Source organism: Streptomyces sp. TE5632, assembly GCF_054061295.1.
Genome location: NZ_JBSSEA010000003.1, coordinates 210,218 through 222,875, shown reverse-complemented (window position 1 = coordinate 222,875; position 12,658 = coordinate 210,218). Strand labels below are relative to the sequence as shown.

The 12,658-nt window shown below is 71.8% G+C and carries 13 protein-coding genes and 1 tRNA gene; 8 read left to right on the top strand and 6 right to left on the bottom strand.

From position 1 onward, the window contains the following. The first annotated feature begins 23 nt into the window (after nucleotides 1-23). Nucleotides 24-725 (top strand): FadR/GntR family transcriptional regulator, encoded by a 702-nt coding sequence (locus ACVW19_RS06075; protein WP_457457294.1) that lies wholly within the window; start codon nucleotides 24-26, stop codon nucleotides 723-725. A 6-nt stretch (nucleotides 726-731) separates the two neighbouring features. Here ACVW19_RS06075 and ACVW19_RS06070 read toward each other — a convergent pair whose 3' ends face one another. Together ACVW19_RS06070 and ACVW19_RS06065 are read right to left on the bottom strand one after the other, a co-directional pair. Beyond that, complete coding sequence (locus ACVW19_RS06070) at nucleotides 732-1,106, bottom strand: YchJ family protein (protein WP_457457293.1); 375 nt, start codon at nucleotides 1,104-1,106, stop codon at nucleotides 732-734. Nucleotides 1,107-1,239: 133 nt separating this feature from the next. Then, nucleotides 1,240-1,327, bottom strand: a tRNA-Leu gene (locus ACVW19_RS06065). 207 nt (nucleotides 1,328-1,534) lie between these two features. Here ACVW19_RS06065 and ACVW19_RS06060 point away from each other — a divergent pair. From ACVW19_RS06060 to ACVW19_RS06050, 3 genes are all read left to right on the top strand, one after another. Next, complete coding sequence (locus tag ACVW19_RS06060) at nucleotides 1,535-2,863, top strand: M20/M25/M40 family metallo-hydrolase (RefSeq protein ID WP_457457291.1); 1,329 nt, start codon at nucleotides 1,535-1,537, stop codon at nucleotides 2,861-2,863. A gap of 149 nt (nucleotides 2,864-3,012) precedes the next feature. Beyond that, complete coding sequence (gene chpH / locus ACVW19_RS06055) at nucleotides 3,013-3,246, top strand: chaplin ChpH (protein ID WP_457457289.1); 234 nt, start codon at nucleotides 3,013-3,015, stop codon at nucleotides 3,244-3,246. A 165-nt stretch (nucleotides 3,247-3,411) separates the two neighbouring features. After that, on the top strand, nucleotides 3,412-4,167 hold the full coding sequence (locus ACVW19_RS06050) for a chaplin (RefSeq protein ID WP_457457287.1): 756 nt from the start codon (nucleotides 3,412-3,414) through the stop codon (nucleotides 4,165-4,167). Between the two features lie 82 nt (nucleotides 4,168-4,249). Here ACVW19_RS06050 and ACVW19_RS06045 read toward each other — a convergent pair whose 3' ends face one another. After that, nucleotides 4,250-4,438, bottom strand: a complete 189-nt coding sequence (locus tag ACVW19_RS06045) for a DUF5703 family protein (protein WP_020276814.1) — start codon at nucleotides 4,436-4,438, stop codon at nucleotides 4,250-4,252. 47 nt (nucleotides 4,439-4,485) lie between these two features. Between ACVW19_RS06045 and ACVW19_RS06040 the strand changes: the two genes are divergently transcribed. Continuing rightward, nucleotides 4,486-5,190 (top strand): hypothetical protein, encoded by a 705-nt coding sequence (locus tag ACVW19_RS06040; protein WP_457457286.1) that lies wholly within the window; start codon nucleotides 4,486-4,488, stop codon nucleotides 5,188-5,190. Between the two features lie 79 nt (nucleotides 5,191-5,269). Here ACVW19_RS06040 and ACVW19_RS06035 read toward each other — a convergent pair whose 3' ends face one another. Then, the gene (locus ACVW19_RS06035; protein ID WP_457457284.1) at nucleotides 5,270-7,513 is read right to left on the bottom strand and encodes a helix-hairpin-helix domain-containing protein; all 2,244 of its coding nucleotides are present in this window, start codon (nucleotides 7,511-7,513) and stop codon (nucleotides 5,270-5,272) included. Beyond that, nucleotides 7,510-8,496, bottom strand: coding sequence for an aldo/keto reductase (locus ACVW19_RS06030; RefSeq protein WP_457457283.1), 987 nt, complete (start codon nucleotides 8,494-8,496; stop codon nucleotides 7,510-7,512). Before ACVW19_RS06030 ends, ACVW19_RS06035 begins: the two co-directional genes overlap by 4 nt. Nucleotides 8,497-8,676: 180 nt before the next feature. Here ACVW19_RS06030 and ACVW19_RS06025 point away from each other — a divergent pair, with 180 nt between their 5' ends. Together ACVW19_RS06025 and ACVW19_RS06020 are read left to right on the top strand one after the other, a co-directional pair. Beyond that, entirely contained in the window at nucleotides 8,677-9,732 is a 1,056-nt protein-coding gene (locus ACVW19_RS06025) for an LLM class F420-dependent oxidoreductase (protein WP_457457281.1), read from the top strand. A gap of 279 nt (nucleotides 9,733-10,011) precedes the next feature. Beyond that, entirely contained in the window at nucleotides 10,012-10,800 is a 789-nt protein-coding gene (locus ACVW19_RS06020; RefSeq protein ID WP_457457279.1) for a ferritin-like domain-containing protein, read from the top strand. Nucleotides 10,801-10,838: 38 nt separating this feature from the next. Here the strand turns inward: ACVW19_RS06020 and corA are convergent, their stop codons facing one another. Further along, entirely contained in the window at nucleotides 10,839-11,834 is a 996-nt protein-coding gene (corA, locus tag ACVW19_RS06015; protein ID WP_457457277.1) for a magnesium/cobalt transporter CorA, read from the bottom strand. Nucleotides 11,835-11,943: 109 nt separating this feature from the next. On the opposite strand from corA, the gene ACVW19_RS06010 reads away from it, so the two are divergent. Further along, complete coding sequence (locus tag ACVW19_RS06010; protein WP_457457276.1) at nucleotides 11,944-12,630, top strand: histidine phosphatase family protein; 687 nt, start codon at nucleotides 11,944-11,946, stop codon at nucleotides 12,628-12,630. Nucleotides 12,631-12,658 lie beyond the last annotated feature (28 nt).

The following is a 12,658-nucleotide window of genomic DNA, read 5'->3' as shown; positions in this document are numbered from 1 at the left end:
GATCTGCCCCGTACTCTGTGTCCATGAGCGCAACGGGCCGGGGACTGCACGGCCGTGTACTGGACACCCTCGGCCCCGAGATCACCGCAGGCGAATACCCGCCGGGCAGCGTCCTGCGCACCGACGAACTCGCCCAGCATTTCGACGTATCGCGCTCCGTGATGCGCGAGGTGGTCCGCGTGCTGGAGTCCATGCATCTGGTCGAGTCCCGGCGCCGCGTCGGCGTGACGGTCCTCCCGACCTGCGAGTGGAACGTCTACGACCCCCAGGTCATCCGCTGGCGCCTGGCCGGCGCGGACCGCCCCCGGCAACTGCGTTCCCTCACGGTGCTGCGCTCGGCCGTCGAACCGGTCGCGGCGGGGCTCGCCGCCCGCCATGCCACCGCCGAGCAGTGCGCCGAACTCACCGAGTGCGCCATCGGCATGGTCGCCAACTCACGCGGTCACAAGCTGGAGGCGTACCTGGTCCACGACATGGCCTTCCACCGCGTGATCCTCACCGCGTCCGGCAACGAGATGTTCGCCCGCCTCGGTGACGTCGTCGCCGAGGTCCTGGCCGGCCGCACGCACCACGACGTGATGTTCGACGACCCGGACCCGGCCGCCGTCACGCTGCACGTCCAGGTCGCGGAGGCGGTCCGCGAGCGCGACGCCGCCCGCGCGGAGGAGCTGACCCGCCAGATCACGGTCGGCGCACTCGAGGAACTGGACATTCTGGCGCCCTGAGTGACGTCAGCTCAGAAAGTCCCCGTCGACGTACACCCACGCCCCGTCCACCCGCTCGAAGCGGCTGCGCTCGTGCAGTGAACCGCCCCGGTAGGACGCCCGGAAGGTCACCGTCCCGGTGGAGTGGAAGGCGGACCCGCCGACCGTGTCCAGGATCTCCAGCCCGGTCCACCGCATCCCGGGATCGAGGTCCACCCGCTCCGGCCGCGTCCGCGGATGCCAGGTCCGCAGCAGATGACCGGCGTCCAGCCGCACGAAGGCGCAGTACCGCGACCGCATGAGCTTCTCGGCGGTCGGTGCGGCAGCGGCACCGGTGTGGAAGCGGCCGCAACAGGCCTCGTACGCCTGGGGCAGCCCACAGGGGCAGGAACGCGTGGTCATGTCGGCCATTCTGTCCTGTCGTCGTCGAAGCGGAAGCCCGGTGTGCGGGGCGGCCTGTGCCTGACGTGCCGACCCGGACGGTCGAGCAACGAAGAAGGGCCCTTGAAGATCAAGGGCCCTTCTTCGTTCTCACTGGTGTCCGAGGGGGGACTTGAACCCCCACGCCCGATAAAGGGCACTAGCACCTCAAGCTAGCGCGTCTGCCATTCCGCCACCCGGACAAGGTGTCTGACGCGCGGGTTCTCCCCGCTGCGACGACGTAAACATTACCAGGCTTTCCGGGGTGGCCGATCACCCCGGTGGGCTCGTTGCCGGCTTGCTCCGTCCCGGGGTGAACACCGTGTGACGGGCCGGGTCCGGTCTTGGGGCGGACGCGTCCAGGGGAGAGGATGAGGGGGACCCACCAGCAGTGACAGCGGGAGGAACACGTGAGCGCGACGGACGGCACGGCCAAGGGCGTCACCGGTGAGGACGAGGTCGTGGACCTCTGCCGCGACCTGATCCGGATCGACACCAGCAACTACGGCGACCACTCGGGCCCCGGCGAGCGCGAGGCGGCCGAGTACGTGGCCGAGAAGCTCGCCGAGGTGGGCCTGGAACCGCAGATCTTCGAGTCCCACAAGGGCCGGGCCTCCACCGTGGCCCGTATCGAGGGGGAGGACCCCTCGCGGCCCGCGCTGCTGATCCACGGCCACACCGACGTCGTGCCGGCCAATGCCGAGGACTGGACCCACCACCCCTTCTCCGGCGAGATCGCCGACGGCTGCGTGTGGGGGCGCGGCGCCGTCGACATGAAGGACATGGACGCGATGACGCTGGCCGTCGTCCGCGACCGCATGCGCAGCGGACGCAAGCCCCCGCGCGACATCGTCCTCGCCTTCCTCGCCGACGAGGAGGCCGGCGGCACCTACGGCGCCAAGCATCTGGTCCACAAGCACCCCGAGCTGTTCGAGGGTGTCACCGAGGCGATCGGCGAGGTCGGCGGGTTCTCCTTCACCGTCAACGAGAAGCTGCGCCTCTACCTCGTCGAGACCGCCGAGAAGGGCATGCACTGGATGCGGCTCACCGTCGACGGCACGGCGGGCCACGGCTCGATGACCAACGACGACAACGCGATCACCGAACTCAGCGAGGCGGTGGCCCGGCTCGGCCGGCACAAGTGGCCGGTACGGGTCACCAAGACCGTACGGGCCTTCCTGGACGAGCTCTCCGACGCGCTCGGCACCGAGCTCGATCCGGAGAACATGGAGGAGACCCTCCCCAAGCTCGGCGGCATCGCCCGCATGATCGGCACCACGCTGCGCAACTCGGCGGCGCCCACCATGCTCGGCGCCGGCTACAAGGTCAACGTCATCCCCGGCCAGGCCACCGCCCACGTCGACGGCCGTTTCCTGCCCGGACACGAGGAGGAGTTCCTGGCCGACCTGGACCGCATCCTCGGCCCGCGCGTGAGGCGGGAGGACGTGCACGCCGACAAGGCGCTGGAGACCGACTTCGACGGCCGGCTCGTCGACGCCATGCAGCTGGCGCTCGGCGCCGAGGATCCGATCGCGCGGGCGGTGCCGTACATGCTCTCCGGCGGCACCGACGCCAAGTCCTTCGACGACCTCGGGATCCGCTGCTTCGGCTTCGCCCCGCTGAAGCTGCCGCCGGAGCTGGACTTCGCCGGAATGTTCCACGGGGTCGACGAGCGGGTGCCGGTGGACGGCCTGAAGTTCGGCGTGCGGGTGCTCGACCGGTTCCTGGACGCCTCCTGAGGTATTCCGGCGATTCCAACAATCGTGCAGACGTGCGGAGTTGACCGGGAAGAGTGAATGCGACGATAAGCTCGTAGCCTCATTACTCCTTCCTCGTTACCCGTGATGTGATCCGCGACTTGGGATCGCATTGCCAACGAGGAGGAATAATGATCAAGAAGGTCGTCGCTGTCGCCGCCGCCACCGGTGGACTGGTTCTCGCGGGTGCGGGCATGGCCGCCGCCGATTCCGGTGCCCAGGGCGCCGCCGTGCACTCCCCGGGTGTCCTCTCGGGCAACGTCGTTCAGGCCCCGGTGCACGTCCCGGTGAACGTCTGCGGCAACACGGTCTCCGTGATCGGGCTGCTGAACCCCGCCGTCGGCAACGTCTGCGTCAACCAGTGACGTTGTGCCTCGCCCCTTAGGGCAAGCACTTTCCAGTGTTTGAGCTCGTCGGTCCCGGGGCGTCCGCCATGCGCTCCGGGGCCGACCGGTTTCGCAGAACGTCGGAACACCGGGAACCCGACGGACGGAATTCCCGGCACAAGGTCGAAGGCAGGAATTTCAGCTATGCGACAGGTCACCCGCAAGGGCCTGATGACCGTGGCCGCCGCCACCGGCGTGATCGCCGCCGCGGGCGGGGTCGCCCACGCCGACTCCGGCGCGCAGGGCGCCGCCGTGGGTTCGCCCGGCGTGCTCTCCGGGAACACGGTGCAGGCGCCGGTGCACGCGCCGGTCAACGTCTGCGGCAACACCGTCGACGTCGTCGGCGTCCTCAACCCGTCCGTGGGTAACTCCTGCGCCAACCAGGGCGGCTCCGCCTCGGCCGGCCACGGCGAGTCCGTCTACCACGGCGACTCCGGCGGCCACCGCGACTCCGGCGGCCACGGCGGTTCGCACGCCGACGGACACGCCGCCGACTCGCCCGGCGTGCTCTCCGGCAACCAGATCCAGGCACCGATCCACATCCCGGTGAACGTCTGCGGCAACAGCGTCGACGTCATCGGCGCCGGTAACGCCGCCACGGGCAACGACTGCGCCGACGGCGACCACGGGACGCCCGGCCTGCCCGGCGACCCGGGCACCCCGGCGGAGCCGCAGGAGCCCGGTGACGAACCGAGCACGCCGTCCGCTCCGCGCGACGAGACCCCGGCCGGCCCCTCGCAGGGCAACCAGCCGGGCCCCCGGTCCATCGCCGCGCCCCAGGCCGAAGCGCAGCTCGCCCGGACCGGCAGTGAGCTGCCTATGGGCCTCGTCCTGCCGGTCGGCGCGGGCGCGCTGCTCGCCGGAGCGGTCCTCTACCGCAAGGCACGGGCCGCCGCGTGACGCAGAGCACATGGAGCGGGCCCCGCAGTCGCGGGGCCCGCTCCATGTGCTGATCTCGTAGCTGTCGGCAGGTGGCCCGAGCTCACCAGGTCGCGCGTACCTGGCGGATGATCCGCCGCCGCAGCCGCACCTTGCGGCTGCCGTCGCGCAGCAGGCTCAGACGGTCCAACTCCCAGTGACCGTACTCTGCGTGGTCCGTCAGCAGACGTGCCGCCTCCTTGCGGGAAACCCCGCGCGGTACGTACACGTCGACAAATTCGTATTCCGGCATCGCATCTATTGTGCGTGCTGGGCCCCGGTACGGATAGCGTCTGCACTATGTCTGATGCTGCGCAGCCCACCGCTGCCGAGGTACGCGCCGCCGCCGAGGCGGTCAAGACCGCGCTCGACCGCCACCTGGCCGCGGTCGAGCGCCGGTCGGGTGAGGACGACCCGGCCGTCTACGAGGCGTTCAACGAGCTGGCCGTGGCCGCTGAGGCGTACGACGAACTGCTCTACGACCGCCACGACGAGGTGACGCCCTTCGAGATCCCCGGTGCGGAGGACGCCCTGCCGCCCTACACCGGACCGGAGGAGCCGAACGCGCTGAGCGTGCTGATCCGCCGCGACTACGCCGTCGTGGAACCACAGCGGCTGCTGGCGCACGCACAGCGGATCGATGCGGCGGACGACGAGGAGGGCTCGGACACCTCGGCCACCGTCCACGGCGCGCTCGGCGTCCTGTTCGGAGAGTTCGAACCGGACGAGATCGCATCCCGGCACAAGGAGTTCGGCCTGGAGGAGGGGGATTCCACGCTCTGGGTGACGGCATCGGACGAACCGGCGGAGCCCGGTGAATGGCTGGCGGCCCCGTTCGAGCAGGTGGACCCGGCCCGGGTCGTGTGCCGCTTCGACGTCAGCGCGGTCTTCGACGAGGACCTGGACGACGACCTCGACGACGACAGGGACGACGACCTCGTCGTCCGGCAGGTGCGGATCCCGGACGAGGACGAGGATCTGGAGCCCCTGGACGCGGATCGCTGACCGGGCTCGGGACCCGGACACACGGCGACGGCGGTGACACCCCCGGTGTCACCGCCGTCGCCGTCGCGGGTGGCGGGAGTCAGCCGGTCGCTGCCGGAATCTGCGGCGCCAGCAGCACCGGGAGCCGGGTCGTCCGGGGTTTGGCCGCCACTTCCGCCACGGCGTGCGGCAGCGCCTGCTCCACACCGTGCACCACGGACAGATGGCGGTCCGCCCGGCTGAACGCGGTGTACACCCAGGGCCGGCTCAACGCCGGAACGGCATCGCCCGGCAGCACCACGACCACCGCGGGCCACCGGCACCCCACGGCCTGGTGCGCGGTCAGCGCCCAACCATGCCGTACGGACTCCTCCACGCGCTCCTGCGGCACGACGACGGCCTCGCCCGCGCAGGACAGGTGCAGGCCGTCGGCGTCGGCCTGCACCACCCGGCCCGGCACCGTACGGCCCCGGGCGGGGGAGTAGGCGATCCGGTCGCCCGGGTCGAATCCGCCGAAGCGCCCCGGTCCCGGATTGAGCCGCTCCTTCAACGCGGCGTTCAGCGCGCGCGTGCCCACCGCGCCCCCGTGACCCGGGGTGATCACCTGCGTCTCCTCGGCCGGTACCCCGATCGCGCGCGGCACCGAGTCCACCACGAGCTGCACGGTCCGGTGCACGGCCTCGCCCGCATCCCGCACCGGCACGATGACGACCTCCTTGCCGGGCGCCGCCACCTGGTTCAGCTCACCGACGCCGACACCGGAGACCAGTTCGCCCAGCGGCCCCGGATCCGGCCGCCGGGAGGCGATCTGCGGGCAGACGCGCGCCGCCAGCAGATCGGCGAACACCCGTCCCGGACCGACGGACCACAGCACCCCCGGATCCCCGGCCAGCACCAGCCGGGCACCGTCCGGCAGCGACTCCGTGACCAGCGCGGCCGCCTCGACGTCCAGCTGGGGAGCGTCCAGCACGACGAGCAGATCCAGCCGCAGCGCCCCGTCGGCGTCCCGCCCCGGCCCCTCGGCACCGGACAGCAGCCCGGCGACGGTGGCGACCCCGGGACGCTCGGCTCCGGCATCGTCGGCCGCCCCGGCACCCTCGGTCGCGGCGGCCTCCAGCAGTGCCGCGAACCGGGCGCGCCCGGTCGGACCGTGTGCGGCGGCCCAGGCGCGCAGCCCGAGACCGTGCGCCGCCCGCAGCAGGGCCGCCGGCTCGGCGAGGGACGCCTGCCCGCCGGTGTGCAGGACGAGGCCGTGGCCGGCGACCGCGCGGATCAGCTCACCCCCGGAGCCGCCCGCCGAGGCGGCGGCCCGCTCCCACCCGGCACCCGAAGCCTCTTGCCGGGGAGCGGAGCCGACGAGCCGGGCCAGGCCGTCGGCGAGGCTCTCCTCGGCCATCGCGTACCGCTCCAGCCCCACGAGGACCCTGACGGGCCGCTCCTCGTCCGCTCCGTCCGCTCCGTCCGCTTCGTCCGCTCCGTCCTCGCGCTCCCCGGCTCCGGCACTGCCCCGCTGCGGTGCAGGGGCGCCCGCCTCCGGCATCGGGTCCTGGAAGACGAGGACGTCACCGTCCGAGACCGAGTTCCGCACGGCCTCCTCGGAATCCGGCACCCCCTGTTGCGCGAGGGCGGCGGTCAGCACGGACATCTCCAGTGCGGTGTGCCCGGCCGCCGCGGCCTGCTCCAACAGCCACCCGGTGACGGCGCGCACCCGCCGCGCGTCGTCCGGCCCGGCAGCGGAGCCGAGCAGCGCACGGGCGAACCCGTCCGCCTGCACCGGCCGTACACCGGTCACCCGCAGCAGTTGCCACGGATCGGCGCGCAGGGCCTCCTCGGCCCCCTCGCCCAGCACTCCGGCGGTCTGTACGGCGAGCGTCTCGGGTGCACCGCCCTGGGCCAGTACCGCGCGTACGGCCGCGACCACTTCGGTGGCGGGAGCCGCCTCGACGGTCACCGGCGGCGCCGGTCGCTCCGGTTCGGGAGCGGGCCGCCGCGGCGCGGGCGCCGCCTCCTCGAACACGGCGGCCACCGGCTTCTCGCCGCTCTCCACGGCCCGCACGGCGGCGAGCAGATCGGCGGCCCGGCCGCTCAGCTTGGCGCCGGCCTCGATCGGCTCCCGCCGCTCCGCCTTCCGCCGCTCGATCCGCTCCCGCTCGGCCCGCTGCGCGAGCAACTCGGCCTCGGCCTCGGACACCTGCCGCCCCTCGGCCGCGTCTCCGCCCTGCTCGGCCGCGTCTCCGCCCTGCCCGGCCGGGTCGGCCTCCGCCCCGGCCCGTTCGGTCCGAGTCGGCTCGTCCGGCGTCCCCGGCTCGGCGTCCTCCGCGGTCTCGGACGGCTCCGTGCTCACAGCGTGCTCCAGTCGTGATCGGGATAGCGATGCACGGGCGCCGACACGTCGTCGAGCGCCCGGCAGATCTCGTCAGGAAGACTAAGCGCCTCCACTGACAGTGCCGCCGCGAGCTGCCGCGCGTTGCGCGCGCCGACGATGGGAGCGGCCACGCCCGGCCGGTCCCGCACCCACGCGAGGGCGACCTGGAGCGCGGTCACGGCGAGCCCGTCCGCCGCCGTGGTCACGGCGTCCACGATCCTGCTCGCCGTGTCGTCGAGATACGGCGCGACGAACGGCGCCATGTGCTCGGAGGCACCCCGCGAGTCCGGTGGCAAGGCGTCGCCCCGGTACTTGCCGGTCAGTACGCCCCGCCCGAGCGGCGAGGACGGCAGGATCCCGATCCCCGTGTCGACGGCCGCCGGCAGCACCTCCCGCTCCACGCCCCGCTGGAGCAGCGAGTACTCCATCTGGGTACTCGCCAGCCGGGCCCGCACCCCCGGCGCGGCGAGCTGCCAGGTCGCCGCCTTGGCCAGCTGCCAGCCGCAGAAGTTGGACACCCCGGCATAGCGGGCACGCCCGCTGGCGACGGCGATGTCGAGGGCCTGGAGCGTCTCGTCCAGCGGGGTGGAGGGGTCGTAGGCGTGGACGTGCCACACGTCGACGTGATCGGTGCCGAGACGGGCGAGCGAGGCGTCCAGGGCGGAGAGCAGATGACCGCGCGAGCCGTCGAATCTGCGCTCCGGGTCCGGTACGCTCCCGGCCTTCGTCGAGATGACGAGGTCCCGGCGCGGCACCAGCCCGCCCATGAGCTGCCCGAGCAGGTACTCGGCCTCCCCGTCGCCGTACACGTCGGCGGTGTCGACGAGGGTCCCGCCCGCCTCCCAGAACGTCTTCAAGAGGTCCGCGGCGTCGTGCTCGTCGGTGTCCCGACCCCAGGTCAGGGTCCCGAGACCGATGCGGGACACGCGCAGGCCGGTACGGCCGAGATGCCTCTGCTCCATGAACGCCGAGATTACTGGCCGGGACCTGCGGTGCGGGTGCCTGTGGACAACTGATTTCCCCGGGTTTCCCCAGGTTCCCCCGGGCCCGGTCTCCTGCGGCGCGGCACCACCCCCCGGCCCGGCCGTCGGCGGTATAGGGTCACCGCAAGCGACGTTACTGATGGGTAAGGGGAGAGGGTCATGCAGCTCGGGATCAACCTCGGCTACTGGGGTGCCGGAATGGACTCGGACAACCTCGCCGTGGCGCAGGAGGCCGACCGCCTGGGATACGCGGTCTGCTGGGCCGCCGAGGCCTACGGCTCCGACGCGGCCACCGTGCTCACCTGGGTCGCCGCCCAGACCGAGCGGATCGACGTGGGTTCGGCCATCTTCCAGATCCCGGCCCGTCAGCCCGCGATGACCGCGATGACCGCCGCCACCCTCGACTCCCTCTCCGGCGGCCGGTTCCGCCTCGGTCTCGGCGTGTCCGGCCCCCAGGTCTCCGAGGGCTGGTACGGCGTCAAGTTCGACAAGCCCCTCTCGCGGACCCGCGAATACGTCGAGATCGTCCGCAAGGCCATGACGCGCGAGCGTCTCTCCCACGACGGTGAGCACTGGACCCTGCCCCTGCCCGGTGGTCCGGGCAAGCCCATCAAGCTCACCGTGCACCCGCAGCGCGAGCACATCCCCCTCTACATCGCCGCGATCGGCCCGAAGAACCTCGAGCAGACCGGTGAGATCGCCGACGGCGCGCTGCTGATCTTCCCCTCCGCCGACCACCTGGAGGACACCGCCGTCAAGCACATCAGGGCGGGCCGAGAGAAGGCCGGCAAGACCCTCGACGGCTTCGACATCTGCCCCACGCTCCCGCTCGCCGTCGGCGACGACAAGGACGTCGCCGCCCTCGCCGACACCTTCCGTCCCTACACCGCGCTGTACGTCGGGGGCATGGGCAGCCGCAAGCAGAACTTCTACAACCAGCTCGCCGGGCGCATGGGCTACGAGCGGGAAGCCGCCGAGATCCAGGACAAGTACCTGTCAGGCGACAAGCAGGGCGCCGCCGCGGCCGTGCCGCACGACCTGATCGATTCCACGACACTGCTCGGCTCCGTGGACCGCATCGCGGACCGGATGAAGGCCTATGCGGCAGCGGGGGTCACCACCCTCACCCTCGCCCCCGCGGGCTTCACGCTCGACGAGCGCCTCGCCTCCCTGCGCGCCGGCACCGAGGCGCTGGAGCGCGCGGGCCTCGCGTAGGCCCTGCCCCGGGGCGCCGGGCGCCGCATGCGAAGTTTCCGCGGCCGTGGCGGGGGCTCGGGGGGGCTTCCCCGCCACGGCCGTCACCCACCACAACGCCCGGCGGCCCCCTCCGGTTACGCCCCCGCGCCCGTCCGCCTTTTGGCGGAGTTGTCGGGCACACCTGTTGCCGTGCGCGCCTCCTCGCAATTGACTCGTTCTTCGCGGACCACGGAACCACCGGAGCACGGAAGCACCGGACCACGGAACGTGCGGAATCGTTGCGGAGAGGGGCCCAAGATGCTGTCGGCCAAGAGTCTGTTCCAGGAGATCCTCGACGACGACGACTCCTTCGCGCTGTTCTGCTCCATCGCCGCCAGCGGCGAGTCACAGGGCGGCTGGGAGAACGCCCGGATCGCGGCCCTGGTTCCCGAGAGCCAGCGCGGACTCGCCCCCAAGATCACCAGGCACGGCGCCGACGAGGACAAGCACGGCCGCATCTTCGACGCCCTGATGAAGAAGCGCGGTGTGCGACCGGTCCCCGTCCCGCCCGAGACCGACTACACCATGCTCCTCGAGCGGAGCGGCATCGGCCTGGCGCACGACAAGCTCAGGCGCGACGAACCGCTCACCGTCCAGGACATCGTCACCTACCTCGCGCACAGCCGGGTCACCGAACAGCGCGCCTCCGAGCAGATGGAACTGCTCCGCAAGCACTTCGCCGACCACCCCGAACTCGGCCGCGCCGTCACGATGATCTCCCGCGACGAGGACAACCACCTCGCCTACTGCCACGAGGAACTGCTGCGCTTCGCGTACGCCGGCCACGGCCGCGCCATCCAGCGCACCCTGCGCGCGTGCGCGCTCACCGAGATCCGCGTCCACCGCGACGTCAGCCTCGCGGTGATGGCCCGGATGGGAGACATCCTCGGCTGGTCCCGGGCCAGAGGGGCGCTCCTGGCGGCCGGCATCCACGCGGTGTACGCCTACGAGCGCCTGGGCGGCTGGCGCCGCATGGTCTCCCTGAGGATGCCGGAACGCCGCAACGCCCTGGGCGGTCCCGCGAGCACCGCGCCCGAGTTCGCCTGACTCCCGGGACCCCTGGAGGAGGCCCGCGTCCCGCCCCGCTACATCCACCCGCGCCGCTTGAACAACCGGTACAGGAGCACCTCCAGCGCGGCCATCACCAGGATCACCACCGGGTAGGACCACTCCCACCGCAGTTCCGGCATGTGCTCGAAGTTCATGCCGTAGATCCCCGCGAGCATGGTGGGGATCGCGGCCATGGCCGCCCACGCGGAGATCTTCCGCATGTCGTCGTTCTGGCGGACGCTCACCTGGGCCAGATGCGCCGAGAGGATGTCAGAAACCAGCCGGTCCAGACCCTCCACGGAATCGTTCACGCGCGTGAGGTGATCGTGCACGTCACGGAAGAAGGGGCGCGCCTTCTCGGACACGAAGGGCACCGCCGCACCGAACGCGCCCACCTCCGCCAGCCGCGCCATCGGCGGTGTCAGCGGCCCGGTCGCCCGGCGGAACTCCAGGATCTGCCGCTTGAAGATGTAGATCCGGGACGCGGTGAGCCGGGTGCCGGCGCCCTCCGGTGAGAAGACCTCCGCCTCCAGCTCCTCCAGATCGGTCTGCAGCTCGGTCGCCACGACGAGATAGTGGTCGACGGTGGCGTCGGCGATCGCGTACACCACCGACGTCGGTCCTTTGCCCAGCAGCTCCGGTTCGTGCTCCAGCCGGCTGCGCACGGTGTTCAGCGGGGAGCCCTCGCCGTGCCGGACGGTCACCACGAACGAGTCGCCCAGGAAGATCATGATCTCGCCGGTGGAGACGGTGTCGTTGTCCGGCTCGTACTCGACCGGCTTGAGGACCATGAACAGCGAGTCGTCGTACACCTCCAGCTTGGGCCGCTGATGTGCCTTGAGGGCGTCCTCGACCGCGAGCGGATGAAGGCCGAACTCCTGCGAGACCAGGGCGAACTCGTCCGCCGTCGGCTCGTGCAGCCCGATCCAGACGAAACCCCCCGCCGCCCGCGCGTCCTCCAGCGCGTCGGAGAAGTCCTCGGGCCCCTCCGTACGGTGCCCGCCCCGGTAGATGGCACAGTCGACGATCACGGAACGCATTCTCCCTTCACCGGCCGGCCGGCACACCGGCAGCACAACCGCCGGTACCCCCGGCACAGCACCTGACGGCACACACGTGCGTGCGCCTACCCTGGTCCGCATGCCCACATTGCTCCTGGTCCGGCACGGACGGTCCACCGCCAACACCGAGGGACTGCTCGCAGGCTGGTCGCCCGGCGTCGCCCTGGACGAACGCGGGGCCGCGCAGGCCGCCGCGCTGCCCGGACGGCTCGCCGAACTGCCCCTCTCCGAGATCGTCGCCAGCCCTCTCCAGCGCTGCCAGGAGACGATCCAGCCGCTGCTGAGGGCCCGGCCCGGCCTCACCGTCCACACCGACGAACGCATCGGGGAGTGCCACTACGGCGACTGGACCGGCCGCAAGCTCGCCGAACTGAAGGACGAGCCCCTCATGGAGGTGGTGCAGGCCCATCCGTCGGCGGCCGCCTTCCCCGGCGGGGAGTCCATGCGCGCCATGCAGACACGCGCCGCCGAGGCGGTGCGCGAGTGGAACGCGCGAGTGGAACGCGATCACGGCCCCGACGCCGTGTACCTCATGTGCTCGCACGGGGACATCATCAAGTCCCTCGTCGCGGACGCGCTCGGACTTCATCTCGACCTCTTTCAGCGGATCTCCGTCGATCCGTGTTCCATCACCGCGATCCGGTACACAAGGCTGCGCCCCTACCTCGTCCGGCTCGGCGACACCGGTGACTTCGCCTCCCTGGTGCCGCGCGAGGAACCGCCCGCCGACGACGCCCCGGTCGGGGGCGGTGCGGGCGCACCGTGATCGTCCGCCGCAGTAGGGTGAAGCGGTC